The 25,497-nt window shown below is 71.4% G+C and carries 25 protein-coding genes and 1 pseudogene; 17 read left to right on the top strand and 9 right to left on the bottom strand.

The genetic code is table 11. From position 1 onward, the window contains the following. Positions 1-123 precede the first annotated feature (123 nt). Together IFU19_RS13915 and IFU19_RS13910 are read left to right on the top strand one after the other, a co-directional pair. Positions 124-1,578 (top strand): amino acid permease, encoded by a 1,455-nt coding sequence (locus IFU19_RS13915; RefSeq protein WP_192014452.1) that lies wholly within the window; start codon positions 124-126, stop codon positions 1,576-1,578. Positions 1,579-1,782: 204 nt separating this feature from the next. After that, on the top strand, positions 1,783-3,105 hold the full coding sequence (locus tag IFU19_RS13910) for a flavin monoamine oxidase family protein (protein WP_192014450.1): 1,323 nt from the start codon (positions 1,783-1,785) through the stop codon (positions 3,103-3,105). 19 nt (positions 3,106-3,124) lie between these two features. On the opposite strand, the gene IFU19_RS13905 is transcribed toward IFU19_RS13910, so the two are convergent. Next, on the bottom strand, positions 3,125-3,985 hold the full coding sequence (locus tag IFU19_RS13905) for a sulfurtransferase (RefSeq protein WP_192014448.1): 861 nt from the start codon (positions 3,983-3,985) through the stop codon (positions 3,125-3,127). A 29-nt stretch (positions 3,986-4,014) separates the two neighbouring features. Beyond that, positions 4,015-4,515 carry a DUF4188 domain-containing protein gene (locus IFU19_RS13900; RefSeq protein WP_191926835.1) on the bottom strand — a complete coding sequence of 167 codons (501 nt, stop codon included), beginning with the start codon at positions 4,513-4,515 and terminating at the stop codon, positions 4,015-4,017. Between the two features lie 70 nt (positions 4,516-4,585). Between IFU19_RS13900 and IFU19_RS13895 the strand changes: the two genes are divergently transcribed. After that, a complete protein-coding gene (locus IFU19_RS13895) occupies positions 4,586-5,194 on the top strand; it encodes a MerR family transcriptional regulator (RefSeq protein WP_192014446.1) in 609 nt (202 codons plus the stop codon). A 42-nt stretch (positions 5,195-5,236) separates the two neighbouring features. Here the strand turns inward: IFU19_RS13895 and IFU19_RS13890 are convergent. Then, positions 5,237-5,527 (bottom strand): annotated as a pseudogene (locus IFU19_RS13890) (DUF4287 domain-containing protein). Between the two features lie 127 nt (positions 5,528-5,654). On the opposite strand from IFU19_RS13890, the gene IFU19_RS17080 reads away from it, so the two are divergent. Both IFU19_RS17080 and IFU19_RS13880 read left to right on the top strand, forming a co-directional pair. Next, positions 5,655-6,626 carry a GNAT family N-acetyltransferase gene (locus IFU19_RS17080; protein WP_192014444.1) on the top strand — a complete coding sequence of 324 codons (972 nt, stop codon included), beginning with the start codon at positions 5,655-5,657 and terminating at the stop codon, positions 6,624-6,626. Next, complete coding sequence (locus tag IFU19_RS13880) at positions 6,623-8,425, top strand: S16 family serine protease (protein WP_192014442.1); 1,803 nt, start codon at positions 6,623-6,625, stop codon at positions 8,423-8,425. The genes IFU19_RS17080 and IFU19_RS13880 overlap by 4 nt, the downstream gene beginning before the upstream one ends. A 36-nt stretch (positions 8,426-8,461) precedes the next feature. On the opposite strand, the gene IFU19_RS13875 is transcribed toward IFU19_RS13880, so the two are convergent. Next, the gene (locus tag IFU19_RS13875) at positions 8,462-9,232 is read right to left on the bottom strand and encodes a siderophore-interacting protein (protein WP_192014440.1); all 771 of its coding nucleotides are present in this window, start codon (positions 9,230-9,232) and stop codon (positions 8,462-8,464) included. Between the two features lie 88 nt (positions 9,233-9,320). On the opposite strand from IFU19_RS13875, the gene IFU19_RS13870 reads away from it, so the two are divergent. The 4 genes from IFU19_RS13870 (at position 9,321) to IFU19_RS13855 (ending at position 13,122) form a co-directional block, all read left to right on the top strand. Then, positions 9,321-10,289, top strand: coding sequence for a siderophore ABC transporter substrate-binding protein (locus IFU19_RS13870; RefSeq protein ID WP_192014438.1), 969 nt, complete (start codon positions 9,321-9,323; stop codon positions 10,287-10,289). Between the two features lie 74 nt (positions 10,290-10,363). Then, a complete protein-coding gene (locus IFU19_RS13865; RefSeq protein WP_055938994.1) occupies positions 10,364-11,329 on the top strand; it encodes an ABC transporter permease in 966 nt (321 codons plus the stop codon). Further along, positions 11,322-12,332 carry an iron chelate uptake ABC transporter family permease subunit gene (locus tag IFU19_RS13860; RefSeq protein ID WP_342343425.1) on the top strand — a complete coding sequence of 337 codons (1,011 nt, stop codon included), beginning with the start codon at positions 11,322-11,324 and terminating at the stop codon, positions 12,330-12,332. Before IFU19_RS13865 ends, IFU19_RS13860 begins: the two co-directional genes overlap by 8 nt. Before the next feature lie 31 nt (positions 12,333-12,363). Continuing rightward, positions 12,364-13,122, top strand: coding sequence for an iron ABC transporter ATP-binding protein (locus tag IFU19_RS13855; protein ID WP_055839192.1), 759 nt, complete (start codon positions 12,364-12,366; stop codon positions 13,120-13,122). A 59-nt stretch (positions 13,123-13,181) separates the two neighbouring features. Here the strand turns inward: IFU19_RS13855 and IFU19_RS13850 are convergent, their stop codons facing one another. After that, positions 13,182-13,403, bottom strand: coding sequence for a hypothetical protein (locus tag IFU19_RS13850; RefSeq protein WP_055839190.1), 222 nt, complete (start codon positions 13,401-13,403; stop codon positions 13,182-13,184). A gap of 74 nt (positions 13,404-13,477) precedes the next feature. On the opposite strand from IFU19_RS13850, the gene IFU19_RS13845 reads away from it, so the two are divergent. Next, positions 13,478-14,299, top strand: a complete 822-nt coding sequence (locus tag IFU19_RS13845; protein WP_192014434.1) for a siderophore-interacting protein — start codon at positions 13,478-13,480, stop codon at positions 14,297-14,299. 66 nt (positions 14,300-14,365) lie between these two features. Here IFU19_RS13845 and IFU19_RS13840 read toward each other — a convergent pair whose 3' ends face one another. Both IFU19_RS13840 and IFU19_RS13835 read right to left on the bottom strand, forming a co-directional pair. Beyond that, complete coding sequence (locus IFU19_RS13840) at positions 14,366-15,355, bottom strand: DNA-3-methyladenine glycosylase family protein (RefSeq protein WP_199858755.1); 990 nt, start codon at positions 15,353-15,355, stop codon at positions 14,366-14,368. A gap of 214 nt (positions 15,356-15,569) precedes the next feature. Continuing rightward, positions 15,570-16,262 carry a winged helix-turn-helix domain-containing protein gene (locus IFU19_RS13835; RefSeq protein WP_192014432.1) on the bottom strand — a complete coding sequence of 231 codons (693 nt, stop codon included), beginning with the start codon at positions 16,260-16,262 and terminating at the stop codon, positions 15,570-15,572. Positions 16,263-16,695: 433 nt separating this feature from the next. On the opposite strand from IFU19_RS13835, the gene IFU19_RS13830 reads away from it, so the two are divergent. From IFU19_RS13830 to IFU19_RS13800, 7 genes are all read left to right on the top strand, one after another. Further along, positions 16,696-16,995 carry a GNAT family N-acetyltransferase gene (locus tag IFU19_RS13830; RefSeq protein WP_192014430.1) on the top strand — a complete coding sequence of 100 codons (300 nt, stop codon included), beginning with the start codon at positions 16,696-16,698 and terminating at the stop codon, positions 16,993-16,995. Between the two features lie 93 nt (positions 16,996-17,088). Beyond that, positions 17,089-17,298, top strand: a complete 210-nt coding sequence (locus IFU19_RS13825; protein ID WP_192014428.1) for a hypothetical protein — start codon at positions 17,089-17,091, stop codon at positions 17,296-17,298. Position 17,299: 1 nt separating this feature from the next. Continuing rightward, positions 17,300-17,620 carry a hypothetical protein gene (locus IFU19_RS13820; RefSeq protein WP_055839174.1) on the top strand — a complete coding sequence of 107 codons (321 nt, stop codon included), beginning with the start codon at positions 17,300-17,302 and terminating at the stop codon, positions 17,618-17,620. 137 nt (positions 17,621-17,757) lie between these two features. After that, positions 17,758-18,912: an exonuclease SbcCD subunit D gene (locus tag IFU19_RS13815; protein ID WP_192014426.1), complete on the top strand. Its 1,155-nt coding sequence runs from the start codon at positions 17,758-17,760 to the stop codon at positions 18,910-18,912. Next, positions 18,909-21,947: an AAA family ATPase gene (locus IFU19_RS13810; protein WP_192014424.1), complete on the top strand. Its 3,039-nt coding sequence runs from the start codon at positions 18,909-18,911 to the stop codon at positions 21,945-21,947. The genes IFU19_RS13815 and IFU19_RS13810 overlap by 4 nt, the downstream gene beginning before the upstream one ends. A 9-nt stretch (positions 21,948-21,956) precedes the next feature. Beyond that, entirely contained in the window at positions 21,957-22,139 is a 183-nt protein-coding gene (locus IFU19_RS13805) for a hypothetical protein (RefSeq protein ID WP_055839166.1), read from the top strand. Positions 22,140-22,276: 137 nt separating this feature from the next. Further along, positions 22,277-23,776: an MFS transporter gene (locus IFU19_RS13800; RefSeq protein ID WP_249405455.1), complete on the top strand. Its 1,500-nt coding sequence runs from the start codon at positions 22,277-22,279 to the stop codon at positions 23,774-23,776. Here the strand turns inward: IFU19_RS13800 and IFU19_RS13795 are convergent. Both IFU19_RS13795 and IFU19_RS13790 read right to left on the bottom strand, forming a co-directional pair. Next, entirely contained in the window at positions 23,764-24,321 is a 558-nt protein-coding gene (locus IFU19_RS13795; RefSeq protein WP_192014422.1) for a phosphorylase family protein, read from the bottom strand. The two genes, IFU19_RS13800 and IFU19_RS13795, sit on opposite strands and share 13 nt — an antisense overlap. Positions 24,322-24,470: 149 nt before the next feature. After that, positions 24,471-25,415 carry an aldo/keto reductase gene (locus tag IFU19_RS13790; protein ID WP_192014420.1) on the bottom strand — a complete coding sequence of 315 codons (945 nt, stop codon included), beginning with the start codon at positions 25,413-25,415 and terminating at the stop codon, positions 24,471-24,473. Positions 25,416-25,497 lie beyond the last annotated feature (82 nt).

Below are 25,497 nucleotides of genomic sequence, written 5' to 3'. Positions count from 1 at the left end.
GACGGGGGAGCGGCACCGCCTCAGCGTAGTGAGCGCGGTCGTGTCGGCGGCATCCATTACTCTGACCTGCGGCGCCCGCGAGCCCCGTCTGCCACCGGCTCGAGCACGAATGCGAGAACCCCCATGAACCGACCCACGGGTCAGCCCCTCGAGCGCTCCGGTGCGGGCACGCCCGAACGCCACCTGCGGCGGGCGATGGATGCGCGCCACCTCGTGATGATCGCCCTCGGCGGCGTGATCGGGTCGGGACTCTTCCTCAGCTCGGGCTACACGATCCACCAGGCCGGTCCGCTGGGAGCCGTGCTCGCGTACCTGCTGGGCGCCTTCGTCGTCTGGCTGGTCATGGTGTGCCTGGGCGAGCTCGCCGTCGTCTATCCCGTCTCGGGGTCCATCCACATCTACGCGGCACGCACCATGGGGCCGGCGACGGGCTTCGTGACGGCGTGGCTGTACTGGCTGTGCTGGGTGGTCGCCCTCGGGTCGGAGTTCACGGCATCCGGGATCCTCATGCAGCGTTGGTTCCCCACGGTCGACGTGTGGGTGTGGTGCCTGGTGTTCGCCGGCATCCTGTTCACGCTCAACGCGATCTCGGCGCGCGTGTTCGGTGAGACCGAGTTCTGGTTCGCACTCATCAAGGTGGTCGCGATCCTGGCGCTGATCGTGCTCGGCACGATGGCGATCTTCGGCTTCACGCCCCTGTCGACCACCCCTCACGAGGCCGTGCTGTTCAGCAACTTCGTGACCCCCGAGGGGCTGCTCCCCGCGGGTCTCGGCGGCGTGCTCATCACCTCTCTCGCGGTGTTCTACGCCTTCAGCGGTGCCGAGCTCGTCGGCGTCGCCGCGGGCGAGACCAAGGACCCGGGTCGCAACATCCCCCGGGCACTCCGCTCGACCGTGTTGCGCCTGCTCGTACTGTTCGTCTGCTCGATCACCGTCATCGCGGCCCTGCTGTCCTACGAGAAGGCCGGGCTCAGTTCGAGCCCGTTCGTCGACGTCTTCGAGTACGTCGGTGTGCCCTACGCGGCCGACATCATGAACTTCGTCGTCATCACCGCGCTGCTCTCGGTGGGTAACAGCGGTCTGTATTCATGTGCGCGCATGCTGTTCTCGCTCGCCGAAGAGGGCTACGCGCCCCGCTCGTTCACGCGCCTGACCCGCCGCGGCATCCCGTTGGTCGCGCTGATCGTGAGCCTGGCCATCGGCCTGGTCTCGCTGGTCTCCAGCGTGATCGCCGCCGAGACGGTGTACCTCGTGCTCGTCTCGATCGCCGGTTTCGCGGCGGTCGCGGTGTGGATGTCGATCGTGGCCGCGCAGTTCTTCCATCGTCGGGCGTTCCTGCGCGCGGGCGGCGACCTGTCGAGCCTGGCCTATCGCACACCGCTGTATCCGCTGGTGCCGATCCTCGCCTTCGTGCTGCTCACCGCGTCGATCGTGGCGATCGCCTTCGACCCGCAGCAGGTCGCGGCGCTGTACTTCGGCATCCCGTTCGTGGGGCTCTGCTACCTGTTCTTCTGGTGGCGTTATGGTCGTCGGGGCGTCAGGCCCGCGGCGCTCGACGAAGAGGCGCCCGCGTCCTGACCCCGCTCGGCGGCCCGTGACGGCGTGCGGGCGCCCTCTGCTCGATGGAGGGGTCGTCGTGCTTCGCGCGGACGCGCACTCCTGTACACGGTGTCCACCGGCATGCCAGGTACGCTCCGGCGAGGCGGATGCCACCGGCTCGTCGCCCGCAGTACGGTCGCGGGAAGTCGGGTCGAGCGATCGGCCTGGAACGGGGGAGGACGCATGGACACTGTCGACACGATCGTCGTCGGCGCGGGGGTCTCGGGCCTCGCCGCGGCGCGTCTGCTGGCCCGCGCCGGGCACCGGGTCGTCGTCCTCGAGGCGCGCGATCGGATCGGCGGGCGCGTCTTCTCGGATCGCTCGCACGGGCACGTCACCGACCGCGGGGCCTCATGGATCCACGGCATCGACGACAGCCCGGTCGCCGAGGCCGCCCGCGCGTTCGGCATGCCGATGAGGGAGTTCACCGTCGGGGGATACCAGCCCGACAGCCGCCCGTTGGCCTACTTCGACGCCGACGGTGAGCGACTCGACGACGACGCGGTGCGGCGGTACGCCGACGACATCCGCACGCTGAACGCCGCCCTCGTCGAGATCATCGCCGACGCCGATCCGGATGCCACCTACGCCGACGTCGTCGAGAAGGCGCTCGCCGCACAGGACTGGGATGCCGAACGCACGGAACGCGTGCGCGAGTACAACGACCGCCGCGCCCAGGAGCAGTACGGCATCGGCATGGCTGCCCTCGGCGCCCACGGCCTCGACGACGACACGGTCAACGGTGACGAGGTCGTATTCCCGCACGGGTACGACGAACTCGCCCGGAACTTCGCCGACGGCCTCGACGTGCGCCTCGGACACCTCGTCTCGAGGGTGCACTGGTCGCCCGAGGGCGTGCGGGTCGACACCGACCACGGCACCTTCACCGCCGCCCGGGCCGTCGTCACCGTTCCGGTCGGCGTCCTGCACGCCGGCGACGTCGTGTTCGAGCCCGAGCTTCCCGCTCGTCATCGCCGTGCCCTGGGCCTCGTGCGTATGAACGCCTTCGAGAAGGTCGTGCTGCGCTTCGACGAACGATTCTGGGATGCCGGGGTCTACGGCATCCGTCAGCTCGGCGACGAGGGGGAGTGGTGGCACTCCTGGTACGACATCGGACGACTCCACGACGAGCACGCGCTGCTCACCTTCGCGGCGGGCCCGGCGGCCGTCGCGACACGGGAGTGGACCGATGCCGAGATCGTCGCCTCGACCGTGGCGCAGCTGCGCCGCCTGTACGGCGATGTCGTCACGGAACCGACCAGCGCCATCGTGACGCGCTGGCAGGACGACCCGTTCTCGCGCGGTTCCTACGCGTACATGCTGCCGGGATCGGTCGGTGCCGACCACGACGATCTCGCCGAGCCCGCCGGCGGGGTGCTGCACCTCGCGGGGGAGGCGACCTGGGGCGACGATCCGGCCACCGTCCCCGGCGCGATGCTGTCGGGCCACCGCGCCGCGCAGAACGTGCTCGGTCGCGACATCCCGGTGAGTGACCTCTGGGCCTAGCCCGTCGGCGGCGCCGGTCTCAGCGCGGTGCGGGTCCCGTCTGCACCGGCAGCTCCGGGTGGTTCGACCACTGGCTCCACGACCCCGGGAACACGCGCGGCTCGAACCCGGCCAGGGTCAGCGCCACCGCCTGGTGGGCCGCCGTCACGCCGGAGCCGCAGTACACGCCCACCGACATGCCGTCCTCGGCGCCGAGCATGCGGAACCGCGACCGCAACGCGTCGGGAGTGTGGAAACGCCCGTCGGCGTCGACGTTCTCGGTCGTCGGCGCACTGATCGCCCCGGGAATGTGTCCCGCCCGCGGGTCGATCGGCTCCACCTCGCCGCGATAACGCTCCGCGGCGCGCGCGTCGAGCAGCAGGGCGTCGTCGGCGAACGCGCCCACCTCACCCAGCTCGAGCGACGGCAGCGCGCCGTAGGCGAGGTCGATGTCGCCCGGCGTCGGGATGACGGCATCCCCGGTCTCACGGTCGAATCCGGCCTCGGTCCAGGCCCGCCACGCCCCGTCGAGCAGGCGCACGTCGGCGACGCCCGCGAACCGCAGCAGCCACCACGCGCGGGCACTGGACATGTTCTTCAGGTCGTCGTAGACGACGATCGTGTCGCCGGCGTCGATGCCCCACCGTCGGGCGGCGTTCTGCAACGCCTCGACCGGAGGGAGCGGATGCCGGCCCTCGGTCGCCGCTCCGTGCGCGGCGAGATCGTGGTCGAGGTCGACGTACTGCGCCCCCGGGATGTGGCCGGCGCGGTAATCCGGCCGTCCGTCCGGACGATCGAGGCGCCACCGCACGTCGAGGACGCGCACGGGACCGCCGTCGGGGAACGCGCCGGCCGAGAGGGCGGCCTGCAGATCGGGTGCGGTGACGAGGATGCGGCTCATGGCTCCAGTATGCGAGTGCCGGGCCCGTGTCATTCGGTCCCCGCCGTACGCGGGGTGGCGCCGTCGGCGACGCGCGCGCGGGCGCCGTCGTGTCGCGCGCCGACGGGGACGATCGAGGTCGCCCGGGGCAACCCCATCGCGGGGGTGTCGACGTAGATCGACTCCGCGCGTTCGACCACGTACGTCTCGTGCCAGATGCCCACGGCGCCCTCGGCCGTGCGTGCCCGCTTGTTGAACCGCGACCACGCGGGGCGGTGGGCCTGCCCCGGCGCCGACGCGTACGAGTAGAGCTTCTCGAGCGACGACCAGTACTGCACGAGGTACGGGCCCCGCGCACCCAGCAGGACGGTGAAGCCCTTCAGTCCCGATTCGGGGTCGGTGCTCAGCTCGCGCAGCATCGGGCCCATCTCGCCGAGGATCGGCATCCATTTGTCGGGGCGGTACCAGCGGTTGATCGTCATGCCGATGTGGAAGACGACGAGTTCGCCCTCGTGGTGGTGGGTCATGCGACCGCGGAGAAGGGATGCCATGGCTCGTCCTTACTGGATAGTGGTGCTATCTAGTGTTGGATAGTCTTGCTATCGAGTCAAGGGGGAAGTGATGCGCATCTCGCAATTGGCGACGACGAGTGGAGTCTCCGTCCCGACGATCAAGTACTACCTCCGCGAGAAGCTCCTGCCCGAGGGGGAGCGCACCTCGCCCACGCAGGCCTCGTACGGCGAGGCCCACCTGCAGCGCCTCGGGGTGATCCGTGCCCTCGTCGACGCGGGGGTCGGGATCGCGGGCGTGCGCCGCGTCGTCACGGTGCTCGAGGATCCGCCGCAGAACCCCTACGACCTGCTCGGCGCCGCCAACGCCGCGGTGACCCCCGAGATCACCGCGGATGTCGACCTCACCGAGGCCACCGCGCTGCTCGTGCGCATGGGGGGAAGCCCCGAGAAATGCTTCCCCGACCAGATCGCGGCCGTGGCCCACGCCTTGGCCGCTCTGGATCGCGCCGGGTTCACGGTGCCGGAAGCGGTGATGTCGGCGTACGTCGAACACCTGTCGGCGATCGGTGAGGCCGAGCTCGCCGCGACGCCCGACACCTCCATCGAGGATGCGGTGCGCTACGTCGTGCTGGGAACGGCGCTGGTCGAACCGCTCGTGCTGGCCCTTCGGCGGGTGGCGGAGCAGATCGCCGCCTCGCGACGGTTCGGCACCGGCTGACCCGTACCGCGCGTGCGGCGGCCGGGTCGTCGCGCCCGCGCGTCAGCCGTTCGGATTCGTCGCTGCTCCGTCGAGCCAGAGCGTGTCGCTCGCATCGCCGTGGGCACCGGCCCGACCGACGTGGGCGTCGGAGATTCTCGGCCCCTTCGTGATGACGTGCACGAGCGCCATCCCGTGACCGCGACCGAGGTCGTAATCGTCTTTGAGCCACTGCAGGATGGGCGTCGCCTTCGTGCCGGCGCCGAAGCCTCATTGCTCGGCGAGGGCGACGAACTGTCGCGGGGTGAGGCCCGTCTTGGTCTCGATGTTGTCGAGGTACGACTGGAAGGACATGACCGGAGGTTAGCGTCCGCCTCCGACATCGGTCCAGGTCCTTCGAGTCGCCCCGGGACGACGCCGCGGTGCGCCCGCCCCGGGGGTCCGGCGCGACGATGTCGGGCGCCCGCGATACGGTCGGATGATGGCCGTCATCCTGCACCGGGCGCCCGTCGCCGAGATCGACCCCCGCACCCTCTACCGCATCCTCTGGCTGCGCGTGGCGGTGTTCGTCGTCGAGCAAGAGGCCGCGTACCCCGAGATCGACGGCCGAGACATCGAAGAGGGGGCGGAGCTGCTCTGGGCGACCGAGGGCGACGACGTCCTGGCGACCCTCCGCCTGCTCCGTGAGCACGCAAACACGCGCATCGGTCGCGTCGCCACCGCGAACGCCGCGCGCGGACGCGGTATCGCGGCCGACCTCATGCGCGCTGCCGTCGACGTGCTCGACGCCGAGGCTCCCGGCATCCCGATCCTGCTCGACGCGCAGGCGCACCTCGCCCCCTGGTACGCCCGCTTCGGCTTCGTCGTGTCGGGGCCGCCGTTCGCCGAAGACGGTATTCCGCACCTGCCCATGCGGCGCACCCGCCTCGCCACCGATCGCCTGGTGCTGCGCGACTGGACCCGCTCCGACGAGGACCGCGCGTTCCTGTTCGACATGTACCGCCGGCCCGAGGTGCGGCGGTACCTCGGCACCGGAGACGTGATGACCGACACTGCCGAGGTCGACGCCCTGCTCGATCGTTGGGTCGGTCTGGCCGACGGCATCCTGGGGGTGCGTGCCGTCGAGACGACCGACGGTCGACGCCTCGGCTCGGTGCTGCTGAAGCGCATCCCGTGGTCGTCCGGGGCGGGCGACGGTCGGCCCGAAGACATCGAGATCGGTTGGCACTTCCACCCCGACGCGTGGGGGGCCGGCTACGCCACCGAAGCGGCCTCGGCCGTGCTCGCGCTCGCCGAGCGCCAGGGCATCCGCGGTCTCGTCGCAGTGACGAACCCGGCGAACACCGCGTCGGGTGCGGTCGCCGAACGCATCGGCCTGCGCCCGGCGGGCGAGACGCGCGACTACTACAACGCCACCTGCGCCCTGTACGTCGGGCTCGGCGGCGACGCGTGAGGTTCCGTCCGCTCGTCACGACCGCACTCGCCCTCGTCTGCGTGGTCGTGCTCGCGGGGTGCGACCTGCGGTTCTCGCTCGGTTTCGGTACGGGATCCGACGGCTCGTTCGATGGGGACGAGCTGACGGTCCCGGTGCTGTACGCCCACGGCGCGAAGGGCGGCGTCACCTCCCAGCGCATCACCGCGGCCTCGGCCGACGGCGGCGATCTGAGCATCGACATCACCGAGAACGACGTCTCGGGGGTCGCCCCCGTCACCCAGTCCGCGACCTGGACCGCCGTCGCCGCGGCGACGCTGCTCACCGGCGCCCGTCCTGACACCGCCTACACCTTCGGCCTCGACGCGCGCATCGACACTCCCGGGGCCGGCGCCGTCACCGCGGTCGGGGTGCTGGCGCTGTACTACGGCACCGAGGTGCAGCCCGGGGTCGCGCTCGCCGGTGGGGTCACCCCCTTCGGAACGGTGAGCCCCGTCGCCGGACTGCCGGAGCAGGTGTCGGCGGCGATCGAGGCCGGCGGAATCGACACGATCCTCGTGCCCGCGGGGCAGCGCATCGCGGTCGACGCCGACGGGGCGGCCGTCGACCTCGACCAGCTCGCGGCGACGGGAGGAATGACGATCGCCGAGGTCGCCGACGTCGCGAGCGCCTACGCGGTCATGACCGGCGAAGACCTTCCCGAGGCGGCGTTCCCCACCCCGGCTGCCTCGCCGACGCCGCTGCCCAGCGCGACGGAGGGCTCCGAGTCACTCGCCGACACACCCGGGTCAGAGGCCATCGCCGCCGCCGTCGACGACGCGCGAGCGCGGGCCGACACCGCCCTCGCTGCAACGGTCGACGACGCCCGGGCGGTACCCGCGCGAGCGGCCCTCGCCCGCGCGCAGGCTCTGCGCGAGGCGGGCGACGAGGCCGGCGCGCTGTCGGCTGCGGTGGCGGCGGCCGACCTCGCCGCGGTCGCGGCGGCCTCCGCGGTCTCGGTCGAAGACGCGATGGCATCCGCCACGGCGACGCGCGCGGCGGCCGCCGAGCTCCTCGCGACGTGGGCCCAGAACCCGCCCGACACCCTCGACGCGGCCGACCTCGCCCTCGAGGGCATCGGCGCCGCGGCCGAGGCGTACGCGCTGGCCGGGTACACCGGCAGTGCCCTGGCGGAGCAGCCTGCGTCGGACGACGCCGACGACGGCGACCTCGAGGGGGGACGCACCGCCTCGGCGCTGGCATCGTCGTCGCTGGCGACGGCGCAGGCGAGCATCGACCGTCGCGACGTCGCCGATGACGGCGCGGGAGCGCTCGACCGCGACGCCGACCTCGACGGTCTCGCGTCGCTCCTGCGTCGCGCGGCGATCGCGGCCTCCGACGCCTACGATGCGCGAGCCGGAGACGGTCCCGTCGCCGCCGATGATCTGGCCGCCCTCCGTTCCCGAGCGCTCGCGGCGTCGCGCGACGACCTCGCGGCGCTCGCCGGCGACGACGGCAGCTGGCTCGCCGTGGCGATCGCGACGCTGTCGTTCGCACGCAGTACCCCACCGCTGCTGGCGCAATCCCGCGTCCGCGTCCCCGACGGGGTCGACCCGGCCGTCGCCGTGCAGCAGCGGATCGCGGTGGGCGACGAGTACGCCGTGCGCGCGGTCGAGGCGCTCGCCGACGCCGGCGCCGCGGTGCCTCTCGTGCGTGGAGCGCTCGCGGACGCGACCGCCACGGCCGTCGCGTCGCCCACGCCGGGCGCCTCGACGGTCTACGCCACCCCGTTCCTTCGGGCCCGCGTGCTGGCGTTCGCCGCCGGGGTGGAGCGCGACTGAGCCGATGACCGGCCGCGTGGTCGGCCGACTCCCGCGTCAGTGCGGAGCGTGGTACTCAGCGGTGCCGCGCTTCCAGTAGCCCTTCACGACGGTCGCGGCGGGGTCGCCCGACCACCGGTCGAGCAGCAGGGCGCGCCCCGCGCGGACGATCGCCTGCTCCGCCGCGACGAAGCCGAAGACGCAGCCATCGGGCTGCTCCTCGATGTCGAGCGCGTCGAGCCAGTCGGCGAGCTCCGCGCCGGGTGCGCGATCGCCGCGGTGCACCTGCACGACCTCCACTCCCCGGGGAGCGGCGACCGGGAGGTCGTGCGCGGCGTCGGGCACCTCGATCGCGATACGGCCCACGGCGTCGTCGTCCATCGCCGCCGCGAAGCGACGGATCGCCGGAACGGCCGTCTCGTCGCCGGCGAGCAACCACGCATCGGGTCGCCCGACCAGCACCAGGGATCCGCGGGGTCCGCCGACGCCCGCCGGGGCGCCGAGGGGAGCGTGCTCGGCCCACCGGCTGCCGACGCCGTTCGCGTGCAGGGCGATGTCGATGTCGAGCCAGCCCGCCGCGGCATCCCAGCTCACCGGCGTGTACTCGCGGTTGGGGGAGTCGCGCAGGTCGTCGGTGGGCGTGGCCGGGAAGAACACGCGGATGTGATCGTCGGCCCCCGGGGAGTCGAATCCGCGCAGCTCGGCGCCTTCCAGGCGCAGGCGCACGTACGCCGGGGTCAGGAAGGTGCGGCGCGCGAGAGTCGCCCTGCGGAAAACCAGCTCGTGACGGCGGGGCTCCAGACGGGCTCCGAGGGTCGGGTTCGACATCTTCACAAAGCTAAGGCTAACCTAACTTCTCGACCCGTCTCGGCATTCCCGTCGCGGCTCGAACCGACACAGCACTGGAGAGATTCGCATGAGTACCCGCCTGTTCCGTCCCCTCGCCGCCGCCTCCCTGGTGGCCACCCTCGCGCTCACCGGCTGCGCCGCGGGTGCCGCCGCGCCCGTCGACGAGACCGCCGCCGCGACCACCGTCACGGTCGAAGACAACCACGGCTCGATCGAGGTGCCCGTCGCGCCCGAGCGCGTGGTCGCGCTCGACAACACGACGTTCCAGACTCTCAGTGACTGGGGTGTCACGCTCGTCGCTGCGCCCAAGCCGCTCATGTACGACCTGTGGCCCTCGCTGTCGGGCGGCGACGAGGTGCTCGATGTGGGTCTGCACCGCGAGCCCGACATCGAAGCCGTCCTGTCGGCCGAGCCCGACCTCATCGTCGGGGGCTACCGCTTCCGTGAGATCTACGCGCAGCTGAAGGACATCCAGCCCGCGACGATCGAGACGAGCCCGCGCGACGGTCAGGATCACATGACCGAGCTGAAGCGTCAGACGGCCATCCTCGGCCAGGTGTTCGACAAGAACGACGAGGCCACCCAGCTCTCCGCCGATCTGGATGCCGCGATCGCCGACGCCCGTGCGGCCTACGACCCGTCGCAGAGCGTCATGGGCCTCATCACCTCGGGCGGCAAGATCGCCTACGCCGCGCCCGGCGAGGGTCGGGGCGTCGGCACGCTGTTCCCGACGCTCGGACTGACCCCCGCGCTCGAGCGCTCCGCCGAGGATGCGTCGCACGGCGACGACATCAGCGTCGAGGCCATCGCCGCGGCGAACCCGGAGTGGCTCTTCGTGCTCGACCGCGACGCGATGTTCGGCGAAGACGGCTACGTCTCGGCGAAGGACCTCATCGACAACGCCGAAGCGCTGAAGAACGTCCCCGCCGTCCAGAAGGACCAGGTCGTCTACCTCGACGGCAGCTTCTACCTCGACGAGGGTATCCAGGCGTACACGAAGCTCTACCGCTCGGCCGCCGAGGCCTTCGCCTCCTGAAGTCCGACCCCACCCCCGCTCGCGCGACGGGTCGAGAATCCGACCCCTCGCGCGAGTGGGGAGGGAGGGATGCCATGACCGCCACCGCCCTCCGCCCTCGTGCGCGGCTCGCGTTGCCCGCCGCTTTCGCGGGCGTCGCCGCCCTCGTCGTGCTCTCGCTGTTCGTCGGCGTCTACGACATCGCCGGCGACGGCTTCGGCGCCGAAATGTTCCTCATCTCGCGCGTGCCCCGCACCCTCGCGCTCGTGCTCGCCGGCTGCGCGATGGCCGTGTCCGGCCTCATCATGCAGCTGCTCACGCAGAACCGCTTCGTCGAACCGTCGACCACGGGCACCTCCGAGTGGGCCGCGCTGGGGCTGCTGGTCACGGTGCTCGTCGCCCCGGCCGCGCCCCTTCCGGTGCGCATGGTGGTGGCATCCCTCGCCGCCTTCGTCGGGACGATGGTCTTCATCGGCATCCTGCAGCGCATCTCGCTGCGCTCCTCGCTCGTGGTGCCGCTCATCGGGATCATGCTCGGCGCCGTCGTCTCGGCGTTCACCACCTACCTCGCCGTCTCGACGAACTCGCTGCAGATGCTCGGCACGTGGTTCATGGGCAGCTTCACCTCGATCGTCCGCGGACGCTACGAAGTGCTGTGGATCGTCGCGCTCATCGTCGTGCTCGTGTTCCTCTACGCCGATCGCATCACCGTCGCCGGTCTCGGCCGCGACCTCGCGACCTCGGTGGGGCTCGACCACACGCGCGTCCTGCTCGTCGGCACCGCCCTCGTCGCCGTCGCCACGGGAGTGACGACCGTGGTCGTGGGCTTCCTCCCCTTCCTCGGGCTCGTCGTTCCCAACCTCGTGTCGATGTGGCGCGGCGACAACGCGCGCGCGAACCTCCCCTGGGTGTGCCTCGGGGGAGTCGCGGTCGTCGTCGTCTGCGACATCGTCGGCCGCGTCGTACGGATGCCGTTCGAGGTGCCCGTCTCGATGATCCTCGGCGTGGTCGGCTCCGCGGTGTTCATCACCCTGCTGCTGAGGATGCGTGCCCGTGGCTGAGATCCCGCCCCGCCCCGCGCCCGCCCGCGCCGCCCGCCGTCGGCGGATCGGCCTGCGTTTCGGCATCCTGGCCCTCATCGTGATCGTGGCCGCCGTCGGCGTGCTCACGTGGAACGTGCCGGGCGAGCCCGGCTCGCGGGGGTTCTGGATCGCGGTGAACCTGCGCGTGGTGAGCGTCGCCACGATCGCCCTCGTCGCCTGTTGCCAGGCGGTGGCGACCGTGCTGTTCCACACCGCCACCGCCAACCGCATCCTGACGCCGTCGATCATGGGTTTCGACGCTCTGTACGTCGTGATGCAGACCGCGTTGGTGTTCTTCTTCGGCAGCGCCGCCCTGTCGGCGACCGACGGGCTGCTCAAGGTCGTCGTGCAGAGCGTGCTCATGGTGGGCTTCGCGACGCTCCTGTACGGCTGGTTGTTCGCGGGGCGCCGCGGCAACCTGCACATCATGCTGCTCGTCGGCGTCGTGCTGGGGGTCGGCTTCGGCTCGCTCTCGACGGTCATGCAACGACTGCTCACCCCCAGCGACTTCGACATCCTCTCGGCCCGCCTGTTCGGCAACCTGTCGAACTCGGATGCCGAGTACCTCCCGTGGGGAGCCCTGGTCGTCGCCGTGGTGCTCGCTCTCGTCTGGCGCGCCCGTCACCGACTCGATGTGCTGGCGCTGGGACGCGACACCTCGCTCAACCTCGGCCTGGCCTACCGTCGCGAGGTGATCGGGATGCTGGTCCTGGTCGCGGTGCTCATCTCGGTCTCGACGACGATGGTGGGACCCATGACGTTCTTCGGCTTCATCGTCGCCACCCTGGCGTACCAACTCGCCGGCAGCTCGCAGCACCGGGTCGTGCTGCCCTTCGCCGTGCTCCTCGGCATGGCGTCGCTGCTCGGCGGGTACTTCGTGCTGCGCCACGTGTTCTACGCCGCGGGCATGCTCTCGATCATCATCGAGTTCGTCGGTGGCGTGTTCTTCCTGGTCTACCTGCTGCGAAAGGGAAGTCTCTGATGCTCTCCTGCTCACCGGGGCGGTACGTCTCGTGATCTCCCTCACCGACGTCACCATGACCTACGGCGACCTGACCGTCCTGGGTCCCGTGACCCTCGACATCCCCGCCGGCGGCATCACGGCCCTCGTCGGCCCGAACGGCGCGGGCAAATCGACCCTGCTGACGATCGTGGGGCGCCTGGCGACCGCCACGAGCGGCCGCGCCACGATCGCGGGCAACGACGTCACCACCACGCCGGGTCGTGCCCTGGCGAAGATCGTGTCGATCCTGCGTCAGGAGAACCACTTCGTCACCCGCCTCACCGTACGCGAGCTCGTGGGTTTCGGGCGCTTCCCTCACTCGCAGGGGCGCCTCACCGCCGAGGACCACGTGAAGATCGACGAGGCCATCGCGTTCCTCGATCTCACCGAGCTGTCGGGCCGCTACCTCGACCAGCTCTCGGGCGGGCAACGGCAACGCGCCTACGTCGCGATGGTGCTCGCTCAGGACACCGACTACATCCTGCTCGACGAGCCGCTCAACAACCTCGACATGAAGCACGCCGTGGCGATGATGGGCCAGCTCCGTCGCGCGGTCGACGAACTGGGCAAGACCATCGTCATCGTCGTCCACGACATCAACTTCGCCGCGGCCTACGCCGATCGCATCGTCGCGCTCGCCGACGGGCAGGTCGTGCACGTCGGGACCCCCGACGAACTCATGACCCCGACGACGCTCGAGCAGGTGTTCGGCACCCCCGTCGACGTGCGCCGAGACGGACCCTATCCGCTGGCGGTCTACTACCGATGACCTGCACGCACCGCCGCCGCTCCGGCACGCGGAGACGGGAATCCCCGCGCGGGGGCGTCTTACAGCTGGATGCCGTTGTCGGGATCGTTGACGCCGACGTTGCGCCCTCGGCTGGATTCGTAGGCGATGAGCCACCCCACCGACACCGCCGCGGCGATGACGACACCGAGCCACACGTTCTGCCACACGAGTCCGAACAGGATGCCGAGACCCAGCAGCAGCAGGGTGCCGAGGATCCAGTACGTGCGTCCGCGCGGCCAGCCGGTCCCTGTCTGCATCATGCGCCCAGCCTAGGCGGCCGCGCGCGTCCGCGCCGGTCGTCGCCCACCCGTCCCCGAAAGAACGAGGAAGCCCGATGACCACACGCGTGAAGCCCGAGAAGAGCGAGCTGCTCACCCTGCACGTCCTGCGCCGGCAGCGGCTGTCGCCGTCGTTCGCCCGCGTCACCCTGGGCGGCGACGATCTCGCGCGCTTCGTGCCCCTCGGTCGCGACCAGTGGTTCCGCCTCTTCCTCCCGGTCGCCGAAGGCACCCTGACCCGCCTCCCGCAGCGCCTCGACTCGTTCGCGTACCTGCGGTACCTGGCGATCGCGAAAACGGAACGCCCGGTTCTGCGCAACTACACCGTCGCCGACTTCCGCCCGGCGGGGGAGCAGCCGGCGGAGCTCGACGTCGACTTCGTCCTGCACGGATCCGCCGCCGAGGGGACGGCGGGTCCGGCAGCAACGTGGGCCGAGACGTGCGCCCCGGGAGACGCCGTCGCCATCCTCGACGAGGGGGTGCTGTTCACCCCGCCCGCCGATCTCGCCGGCCCGATCGCCCTCGTCGGCGACGAGACCGCGCTGCCGGCGCTCGCCGGCATTCTGGCGTCGCTCGATCCCGCCGCGACGGGGACGGCCGTCGTCGAGGTTCCGGATGCCGGCGATGTGCGAACACTCGCCGCCCCGGACGGCGTCGACGTGCGGTGGGTCGTGCGCGCCGATCCGCACGCGACGCCGGGAGTGGCCGCGCGCGACGCGGCGACCGAGGCGGCGCCGGGTGATGGACTCCCGGCCTACGCGGGGGTGGCGGGCGAGCAGTCGCTGGTCAGCGCGATGCGTCGGCACTGGGTGCGGGCGGGCGTCGACAAACGGGCGATCTCGTTCACCGGCTACTGGCGGGCTCCGCGCGGACACTGACCCGGGGGATCGACGGCGACCGCCACCTCCCTGCGCCGCGCGCGGGCGGACGCCGCGGGTGCGCCCTCAGCGATCGCGGTGGTCCTCGGGGTGCAGCCGCGGGCCGCGACGTGGTTCGAGGCCCGACCCGGCGTAGATCAACCGGATGACACGCTGACGGTGACCGGCGAACGGTTCGAGCAACTCGAGCATGCCGTCGTCGTCGGTGCGATGGCCGGTCAGGGCGAAACCCACCTGGTGGGCGAGGTGGTAGTCGCCCACGCTCACGGCATCCGGATCTCCGAACGCGCGGATGCGCGTTTCGGCGCTGGTCCAGATGCCGACGCCGCGCAGGCTGATGAAGACGCGGTCGCGGGCCTCGCCGTCGACCGCGGCGCTCGCCGCGCGCACGATCGTCGGGCCTCGACGCGCGGTCTCGACGATGGTCCGCGACTGCGGCGGCTCGAGGCCGGCCCGGTGCCAGGCCCACGACGGAACGTGGCGCCATCCCTCGATGTCGGGGGGAGCGAACAGGGGCCGCGGAGGGGGACCCGGTGCGCGCTCGCCGTACCAGGTGACGACGCTGCGCCAGGCCGAGAAGGCCTGCATGCTCGTGACCTTCTGCTCCATGATGGCGCTGACCAGGGCGTCGAACACCAGGTCGGTGCGGCCGATGCGCAGGTCGAGGTGCCGTCGGTGCCATTCGGCGACCAGGGGATGCCGGGAGGCGTCGAACCCGTCGGCTTCGTCGAGCTTTCCGCACAGCGCCGGCAGCTGGTCGATGGCCCATTCTGCGCCCGGTCCCCAGGCTGCGGCACGCACGGAACCGCCGACACTCTGTCGCAGAGCGAGGGTCGCGACACCGAGGGGGGTGCGGCTGGCCCGCCACACGACGCCTCCCTCGCGCAGGGGCGCCGTGGCGAAGAACGTGGGGTCGTTGCGACCGTGCCGCTGCGCCGAGACCGCGCGACCGATGTCGACGGGGCGCGCGGGACGGTACTCCGACTCGATCGGGCGATCCGCGACGACCGGCGATTCGCGCGGTGACTGCCGCGCGCGCACCCCGGTCGATCTCATGCCGACACCCTACGTCGGCCCTCCGACATCGCGGCATCCGGGCTGTGCGGGGCCGTGGGGTTCGCGGCGCCGGTCGCGGCTGGTGTTCGGCTCATCTGCATGACCGATCCATCCGCTCGCGTCCTTACACTCCCTCCCGTGCACTCCAGCCCCACCGATCATGCAGACTGACCGCGACCAGTGCGCACAGAACACCGGATGCGGCGGCGAGCGATCAGAAGCGGTCGGGCGAGGGGGTGCCGTGGCCGTAACGGATCGAGACGTCGGCGTGCCGGTCGAAGCGGTACCCGACGCCGCGGACCGTGCGCACGATGTCTTCGTAGGCGCCGAGCTTCGCACGCAGGCGCCGCACGTGCACGTCGATGGTGCGTTCGCCCGGGGCGTCGTCGTCGGTCGAGCCCTCCCACAGCGAAGCCACCAGTTCGGTGCGTTCGATCGTGCGCCCCTCGCGCAGCACGAGGTACTGCAGCAGCTCGAACTCCTTGAAGGTGAAGGCGGCCGACTCGCCGTCGATGAGCACGCGCTTGCGCGAGATGTCGACGACCACGCCGCCGGGGGCGCGGTCCTCGTCGACGGGTTCGTCCTTGGTGCGGGCGACGGCCGACGGCTCGTGCAGCGCGAGACGGACGACGTCGACGTCGCGGCCACCGGCGCCGGCCGGGGCGAGGGCCACCGTGGCGTAGGTCTCGGCGGAGGGGGCGAGTTCGCTCAGCGTGCGGCGGAGGGCCTCGACGAGGGTGCCGAGGCTGACACCGGCGGCGGCGGCCTTCTCTTCGTCGATGCCGACGTAGAGGGCGAAGCCGCGGGGCGCGGTGCCGGCGACGGGCCGCGGGGCGGCGGGTGCGGCGGGAGCCTGCGTGCGGACGGTGGAGGGCTGGGTGCGGTCGAGAACGGCGGAGATCGACATGAGTGATGAAGTCCTTGGGTGGTGAACCCGTGCGTCACGATGCGGGGTTCAGCGGGAGGTGAGGGCCGAGAGGGCCGGGGTGCGGTGCCGGGGTACGCGTGATCGACGCGGATGCCAGACGACCGGGGGACGAGGTCGGCGTTCAGAAACCGAGGTCGTCCGTACGAGGGGTCGCGGTTAGCGGCACATTCGACAACACATGACAACGCGGCCGGGCATCATCATGCCGGCAGTCCTGTTCGCCTCCCGGGCGGACAGAGAACGCGCGTTGACAGTCATGGGGGGATTATGACGCACCGAGTCGGATCGCGTCAAATCGAGCGATCGCGTGTCCCGTTGCGCATCATGCGCGGTGTTCGTCGCCCACGCGCGCGCAATTCGAGCATTCTGCTGCATCGGCGCCCGGAGTCGCGAAGCGGCGTACCCTCACGGAATGGCCGACCTGCACTTCGCCGACGACAAGACCGCCTCGCGATTCACCCTGCACGACGGCGACGACCTCGTGTCGGTGCTCGACTATCGCGACGACGGGCGCACCATCGCCCTCACGCGCGCGTTCACCATCCCCACCTTCCGGGGCCACGGATACGCCGGTGTGGTGACCGAACGCGCCGTCGACGCCATCGAGGCGGCCGGTGGCCGCCGGATCCTCCCGGTGTGCTGGTACGTGGGGGAGTGGTTCGAGGCCCATCCGGAACGCGCCGGACTTCTGCAATCGCGGCCGTCCGTCTGAGGCGACGGCGTCTAGGCAGGAGCCGCAATGCCGTCAACCCCTGCCGCCGCGGACGGTGGCGCCACGATGCTGGAGAGGTCGAAAGGGGAAGTCATGACAGACGACCGCGACCTGCCCGAGGGTGTCATCAACGCCGACCCGCCCGGTGGCTGGGAGAGTGGTGCCGTCGCCGACGGCGAGACCGCTCAGCAGAACGAGAACGCGAAGGGTTCGCCGCGCCTCAACGACGCCGAGCCCTCGGACCCGATCGAGGGGGATGCCGCCAGCCGGGGCATCGACCCCGACTTGAGCACGGAGGACTGACATGTCGGACGAGACCCGAGCCCCGCAACCTTCCGCCGGTCCCGACGGTGGCGCGTCGCCCGCCGACTCCGTGGGCGGTGCCGTGCACGAGGAGAGCAAGCGTCCCGCGCGCCCCGACGAGCAGTCGGAGCCGATGATGGACACCCACCCCACCGATGACGAGGCCCGCATCGCCGGCGTCGTGGTCCAGACCCGCGCCGACGTCGGCGGGAAGAGCGACGAGCGCGTCGCCGACGTCCTTCGTCAGCGTTTCTCCGACATCGGTCTCGATCTCGGAGACGACCGCATCCGCGCCCTCGTCGCCGAGGTCAACGGGGCCTGAGAACCGATCGACGGCGCCCCGCCCCGGTGACCCCGGGGTGGGGCGCCGTCTTCGCGTCATCCTGGTTCTGCTGAGTCGTCACCGCAGGCAGGCGTTTGCTGCGAGCCGATGTCGGAGGTGCGACGTACCGTGTCTGCATGCGCATCCTGCACACCTCGGACTGGCACATCGGGCGATCGTTCCACGGGCATTCGACGCTCGACGCCCTGCGCGGCGTGCTCGATGCGCTCGTGGCCCAGGTCCGCGAGAACGACGTCGACGTGGTCATCGTCGCCGGCGACGTGTTCGACTCGGCCACGCCCGCAGCCGCGTGCTACCCGCTCCTGTCCCACACCCTGGCGGCGGTGACCGACGCGGGTGCCCGCGTCGTGGTCACCAGCGGCAATCACGATTCCGCCGCCCGTCTCGGCTTCCAATCGGCGCTGTTGCGCGACGACATCACCGTCGTCACCGATCCGCTGTCGGTGGGAACGCCGGTCACCGTGCACGACGAGCACGGGCCGGTCCACGTCTACGGCATCCCCTACCTCGAACCCGCTATCGTGCGTCACCTGTGGGAGGGCGTCGAGCTGCGAAGCCAGGCGCAGACGATGGCGCACGCCCTCGACCTCGTGCGCGACGATCTGGCCGAACGCGGCGGCCGCTCCGTCGTCGCGGCGCACTGCTTCGCCGCGGGAGTGGAGGCCACCCCCGGCGTCGAGCGCGAGATCCGTCAGGGCGGCCTCGACGTCGTTCCCCTCTCGGCTTTCGACGGGCCCGACTATGTCGCGCTCGGGCACATCCACGGCCGGCAGCAGCTGTCCGATCGCGTGCGGTACGCGGGAGCACCGGTGCACTACAGCTTCGGCGAGGCGGGCAAACCGCGTGGTTCGTGGCTGGTCGAGCTCGACGGCGACGGCCTCGCCGACGTGCGGTGGCTCGACCTGCCCGTTCCGCGCCCCCTCGTCACCCTGCGTGCCTCCCTCGACGACCTCCTCTCCGACGAACGTTTCGACGGCCACGACGAGCACTGGGTGCGCGCCGAGTACACCGACGCGACTCCTCAGCCCGATCCCATGCGACGGCTGCAGGCACGATTCCCGTGGTGCGCCACCGTCGCGCACGTTCCGGCCGAGACCCGGGCCGACGACGGCGTCGGTTACGCGAGACGCGTGCGGGCGGCCCGCGACGACGCCGAGGTCATCGACGCGTTCCTCGCTCACGTGCGCGAGGGCGAGGGCGCCACCGAGGCCGAGCGATCCCTCATCCGCGAGGTCCTCGACACCCGAGCGGTCTCCGAGGCGCGCGCATGAAGCTCCACCGGCTCGAACTCGAGGGTTTCGGCCCGTTCCTCGACACGCAGGCGGTCGACTTCGACGCCTTCGCCGACGACGGCATCTTCCTCATCACGGGGCGCACGGGGGCGGGCAAGTCGAGCGTGCTCGACGGCGTCTGCTACGCCCTGTACGGGGGCGTGCCCCGCTACGACGGAGCGGAACGGCGCCTGCGCAGCGACCACTGCACCCCCGACGACCCGACGCGCGTCACGCTCGAGTTCAGCGCCGACGGCGAGAGATGGCGCATCACCCGCTCGCCCGAGTTCGAGCGGCCCAAGCGTCGTGGCGGCGGCACCACCAAAGAGCCGCACCGCGCCCTTCTCGAGGTGCAGACTCCGCAGGGCTGGACCGGGGTCGCGGCGCGCCCCGTCGACGTCGCGACCCGCCTCGACGAGATCGTGGGGCTGAGTCAGCAGCAGTTCCTCCAGGTCATCCTGCTGGCGCAGAACCGTTTCGCTCGATTCCTCCTGGCCAAGAACGACGAGCGACTGACGCTGCTGCGCACCCTGTTCGGCACGCGTTCGTTCGAGCAGTACACCGCAGATCTCGACGAACGTCGCAAGCGCGCCCAGGTGCGCCTCGCCGCCGAGGGGATCGAGGTCTCGACCCTCCTCGACGAGGCCGAGCGTCTGGCGGCGGAACTCGACGGCGGTGCCCCCGACTCCGAGGTCACGTCGTCGTCCGGCGATTCCCCGGCGTCCGACGACGCCCCCCGCGCCGTCGCCGACAGGCTGGCGTTCGTCGTCCGCGCCGTCGAGAGGGCCGCCTACCTCGTCGATACCCTCGCCCGAGATCGAGAGTCGGCCGATGCGGGTTTCGATGCGGCTCTCACGGCGGAACGCGAGGCCGCGACGCTGCACGAGCGTCAGCGCGACCGCGTGCGCGTGCGCCGGGAGCTCGCCGCCCTCGAGGCGCAGAGCGACGCGGTCGAGCGCGCGCGTGACGAAGCGGCCGCGGCGGCCGCGGCCGAGGCGCTCCGGGCGACGGTCGACGCCGCGGAGCGGGCCGCGACCGCGGTGACCGCCGCAGAGAAGCGTCACGGGACAGCCCTCGACCGTGCGCGCGCCGTGGGGGAAGGCGACGCCGGAACCGACGACGCCCTCGCCGCACGAGACGATGAGCTGACCGCACTGCTCGCCCAGGCCGAGGCCGCGCGTGTCGCCGAGCAGCAACTGGTCGACGCCGACGCCGCGGTCGCGCAGGCCACCGCGCGCGTGCAGACGCTCGAGCGGGAGCGCGACGCCCTCGTCGACGGTCGCCGCGAGGTGCCCGATCTGCTCCAGACGCTCGACGAGCGCCTCACCGCCCTCCAGGGCGCCCCCGACCGGCGACAGGCCGCGCTGGCAGCTCGCGACGAGGCTCGACGTCGGCTGGATGCCGCCCACCAGGCGGCGCGACTGCTCGAGCAGCGCGACCAGGCCGACCTCTCCTCTCTCGTCCGCGCCGACGATCTGCAGCGTGCGGTCGACGCGTGGACGACGCTGCTGCGGCGTCGCCTGGCGGGCGCCGCCGCAGAACTCGCCCACGAGCTCGTCGACGGAGAACCGTGCTCCGTCTGCGGCTCCCGAGAGCACCCGGCCCCCGCCGTGGGTGGCGATGCCTCGGTGACCGACGAGCAGATCGCCGCCGCCGAAGATCGCAAGAACGCCGCGGTCGACGCCGACCGGCTTGCCTCCGACGCCGCCCGGATCGCCCGCGACGACCACGCTCTCGCTGCCGCTCGGGCGGGAGGAGACAGCGTCGCGACCCTGACCGACCGCCTCGCCGCGGCCGAGACCGCGCTCGCGAGCGCTCTCGCCGACGTCGCCGACCTCGAGCAGCGTCAAGCGGAGCGTGCGCGTGCCCTCGAGATCGACGTCGCCATCGCGGCGCGGATCGAGAGCCTGACGGCCGACCTCGTCACGGCGCGGCAGGATGCCGCCCTCGCGCAGCAGCGGGGCGACGCGCTGCGCGACGACGTGCGTCGGGCGCGCGGCGACTTCGCGACCGTCACCGCGCGACAGAACGACCTGCAGTCGCATCGGACGGCGGTGCGCGACCTGCTGACCACGCGCGCCGACGTGGCCGCCGCGCGGGCCGCGCACCTCGACGCCCGGACGACCCTCGACGACCTCGTGGCCGACACCTCGTTCGACGACGTCGACGCGGTCGTCGTCGCCCTGCGGCCGGCGGCCGAGCGCCGACGTCTCGACGCGATCGTCACGGAGCACGCGACGGCGATTGCCTCCGCCCGGCAGCGCCTGCTCGACCTGGAGCTGGCGCTCGTCGACGCGAGCGACGAGCCGCTCGATCTCGCGCCGTACACGGCCGCCGTGCGGCAGGCGCGCGAGACCGTGCAGCAGGCCGCCGCCGCGCACGCCGAGGCGCGGACTCTCGCTGACCGTCTGCGAGGCCTCGCCCAGCGGGCCGATGCCGGCCACTCGGCCATCGCGGAGCTGGCCGAAGAGCACGCGGTCGTCGCCCGTCTGGCGGACACCCTCGCCGGACGCGCGCCCAACACCCGCCGCATGACGCTCGAGACCTTCGTGCTGGCCGCCGAGCTCGAAGAGATCGTCGTGGCCGCCAACCTGCGTCTCGAGCAGATGTCGTCGGGCCGCTACCGACTCCAGCACACCGACGCGCTCGCGGCCCGCGGGGCCGCCAGCGGGCTCGGGCTCGAGATCATGGACGCCTTCACCGGCCAGTGCCGTCCGCCGCACTCGCTCTCGGGCGGTGAGACCTTCTTGACGTCGCTCGCCCTGGCCCTCGGACTCGCAGAGGTGGTCACGGCCCGGGCGGGGGGCATCCGGCTCGACACCCTCTTCATCGACGAAGGCTTCGGCTCGCTCGACGACGACACCCTCGATCTCGCCATGCGCACCCTCGACGAGCTGCGGCAAGGCGGCCGCACCGTGGGCGTCATCAGTCACGTGGCGTCGATGAGAGACCAGTTGCCCGCGCAGTTGCAGGTGACCGCGACACCGAGGGGACCGAGCGTCATCTCCCAGGATGCCGCCCTGCTCCCCGCCTAGGCTGGTCGCATGCGCAAGAGCACCCTCTGGACCATCCTCGGCGTCATCGTCGCCGTGGTCATCGCCTGGGTCGTCGTGAACATCCTCCTGTCGATCCTCGCGTTCGCGTTTCGGGTGGTCGCCGTGGCGATCGTCGCGGTGATCGTGTTCTTCATCCTGCGCGCGGTCTTCGCTCGTCGCGACATCGACTGAGCGCGCGGAAGGCTCGGCGCCCCGGTCCTCGGGCGCCGGCGGCCCGCCGAGCGAGATCGTCCGCGATCACCGTGCCGGCGGGACGGTCCACGCAAGCCCGACCGTCGTGTCCGACCCCCGGAGTAGCGTGGCACGCGATGTCTGATCAGCCGCCTGCCCCCTCGGGCTCCACCCATCCCCCCACGCGCGATATCGTCCTGTCGTCGAAGCATCGCTGGCGTGCCTATTGGGTCGCCGTGGCGGTCGCCGCGCTCACGATCCTCGACCTCACCAAGGTGAACGTCGCCCTGCCCTCGATCGAGGCGGCGTTGAACGCCGGGCCGACCGAGTTGCAGCTCGTGGTGTCGGGCTACATCCTCACCTTCGGTCTCGTGCTGGTGCCCGCCGGTCGTCTCGGAGACCTGCGCTCCCGGCGCGTGCTGTTCCTCGTCGGCCTGTCGCTGTTCCTCGTCACGAGCCTGGCGTGCGCCCTCGCCCCCAACACCGGAGTGCTGCTGGTCGCTCGTCTGCTGCAGGGGGTGGCCGCCGGCATCCAGATGCCGCAGGTCCTCGGGCTGGTGCAGCAGCTGTTCCAGGGCAAAGAACGCGGTCGCGCCTTCGGGCTGTTCGGGGCCACCATCGGCATCGCCACCGCGTTCGGTCCCACGCTCGGCGGTCTGCTCATCGCCCTGGGAGGCGAGACCGACGGCTGGCGTCTGATCTTCTGGATCAACATTCCGCTGGTCGCGATCGTCATCGCCCTGGCCGCCTGGTTGCTGCCCGACACCCGCACCAAGTCGCGTCGCAAGCTCGACCTCGACCCCGTCGGCGTGCTGCTGTTCGCGCTCACGATCCTGGCCCTCATGTGGCCGTTCCTCTTCACCACGGGTGCGCCCGGCGACGATCCCCGCCGCTGGTGGCTGCTTGTGGTGTCGGTCGTCTTCGCCGCCGGCTTCGTGTTCTGGGAGCGCCGATACGCCGACCGGGGTGGGATGCCGCTCATGCCGTTCTCGATCTTCGGCCTGTCGTCGTACCGGAACGGTGTGCTGATCTCGACCGCGTACTTCGCCGCGATCCCCGCGATGTTCCTGCTCGGCACCCTCTTCCTGCAGGGCGGGCTGGGACTCGAACCCGTGTTCGCGGGCATGGTGACGATCGGGTTCGCGGTCGCGTCGGCGTGGAGCTCGTGGATCGGCGGCAATCTGGTCACGCGTCTGGGGCGTCCGTTGGTGGTGTGGGGAATCCTGGGCATGGTCGCCACGGCGGGCGGTCTCGTGCTGGTGGCGTTGTTCACCGCACCCGAGTGGACGCCGTGGGCGATGGCCGGGGTGATGGTCGTCGGCGGGTTCGCCGGCGGTCTGGTGATCTCGCCCAATCAGACCCTCACGCTCGCCGACATCCCCGTCACCAGCGGGGGTGTCGCGGGCTCGGTGGGTCAGTTGGGACAACGCATCGGCACCGCCGTGGGTACGGCCATCGCGCTCGCACTTTTCTACGCGACGGTCTATCGCGAGCAGGACACCGCCGACATGACGGTGGTCTACCACGACGCCTACGCGTCCGGCATGATCACCGTGGGCGTCTTCCTGGGTATCGCGCTGATCGTGGGCGTCGGCGACCTGGCGGGTCGGGCTCGTTCGGGGTCTCAGACCCCGTAGAGCTCGCCGATCTTCGCGCGCAGCTCGTGGCTGCAGCGCTCAACGATGACATCCCACAGTTCGGTCGCGCCGTCGTGCGCGCGGTCCGAGACGGCCCGCAGGATGCGGATCGGCACGTCGAACTGCTGCGCGACCCAGATGAGCGCGTACGACTCCATGTCGACCAGCCGCGCTCCGAGGCCGCGAATGAGCCGAACCGCCTCGGCGTCGTCGACGAAGTGGTCGCCGGTGGCGATGACGAGCCCTTCGGCGCCGGTGTCCACCCGCGTCGGCAGTGACACGTGCTCGCCGAACGTCCCGTCGAGCCCCTTCACGTCGTGCTGGATGGCTCCGGCGATCTCGTAGATGCCCCCCTCGACGTCATCGTCGATCGCCCCCGCCGTGCCGACGACGACGATCTCGTCGTAGTCGCCCTCGCAAAGAGCGCGTGTGAGGGCGTAGGCCGCGGGGATCTTCCCCACGCCCGTCAGCAGCCGGGTGAAGCCGGGGATGTCCTCCTCGAAGGCGACGAGTTCGGACACATGGGCGGCGACGAGGAGCTTCACCCCTCCATTGTCGTCGATGACGTCACGACGATGACGTCACGACGATGACGTCACGAGGATGACGCGCTCGGGCGTCGCCCGACCGCCGGGGTCCGAAGACGCAGCGAGGCCCCGACACGGTGTGTGCCGGGGCCTCACTGCGAGCGACGTCAGTCCTGCGCGGCGTCCGACGCCCGCGACAGGTGGGCGAGCTCGTCGGCGCTGAGCTCGAGGCGCGCGCTCGCGAGCAGATCGGCGACCTGCTCGACCTTCGACGCGCTGGCGATCGGGGCGGCCACCGCGGGCTGCGCGCGCAGCCACGCCAGCGCGGTCGTCGCGATGGAAGCGCCGTGGGCGTCTCCGACTTCCTCGAGCGCGTCGATCAGCGCGAGGCCGGCGGGGGTGGCGAGTTTCGCGGCGCCCTCGGCACGGGGCGAGTCGCCCGTGGCATCCGCCGTCCGGTACTTGCCGGTCAGGAAGCCACTGGCCAGGGCGAAATACGGCACGAGTGACATGCCGTACTGCTCGGCGACGGGCACGATGTCGCGCTCGACGTCGGTGCGGTGCACGAGGTTGTAGTGCGGCTGGATGGCGACGGGCAGGGCGACGCCCGAGGCCTCGGCCAGAGAGACCCATTCGCGGATGCGCTCGGCGGTGTAGTTCGACACGGCCACGTGGCGCACGAGACCGTCGGACACGAGGTCGCCGAAGGCGGCCACGGTCTCTTCGAGCGGGGTCTCGGCGTCGTCGAAGTGGGCGTAGTACAGGTCGATGGTGTCGACACCCAGGCGCTGCAGCGAGGCTTCGGCCGCCGCGCGCACGTTCGCCGCCGACAGGCCGCGGAAGTCGGGGTGGGTGCTCACCTTCGTCGCGACGACGACGTTCGACGGCTTGCGTGACGCGAGCCACTCGCCGATCAACGTCTCGCTCTCTCCGCCGGAGTTGCCCGGGACCCACGCGCTGTAGCCGTCAGCCGTGTCGATGAAGTTCCCGCCCCCGGCATGGAAGGCGTCCAGTACGGCGAACGAGGTGTCGCGGTCGGCGGTCCAACCGAAGACGTTCCCGCCGAGCGAGAGGGGGAGGATGTCGAGGTCGCTGCGTCCAAGGCGCGTCATGATGCCCTTCCTGTCGAGGTTCGTTGACCTCAGGGACAACGATGCTCGGCAGCGGGCATTCCCTCGACGCGCCGTGACCCGC

Source organism: Microbacterium sp. CFBP 8794 (assembly GCF_014841235.1).
In the GTDB taxonomy this organism is placed as follows: Bacteria; Actinomycetota; Actinomycetes; order Actinomycetales; family Microbacteriaceae; genus Microbacterium.
Note: the sequence above shows the minus strand (reverse complement) of the source record. Positions and strands in the feature narration are given on the sequence as shown.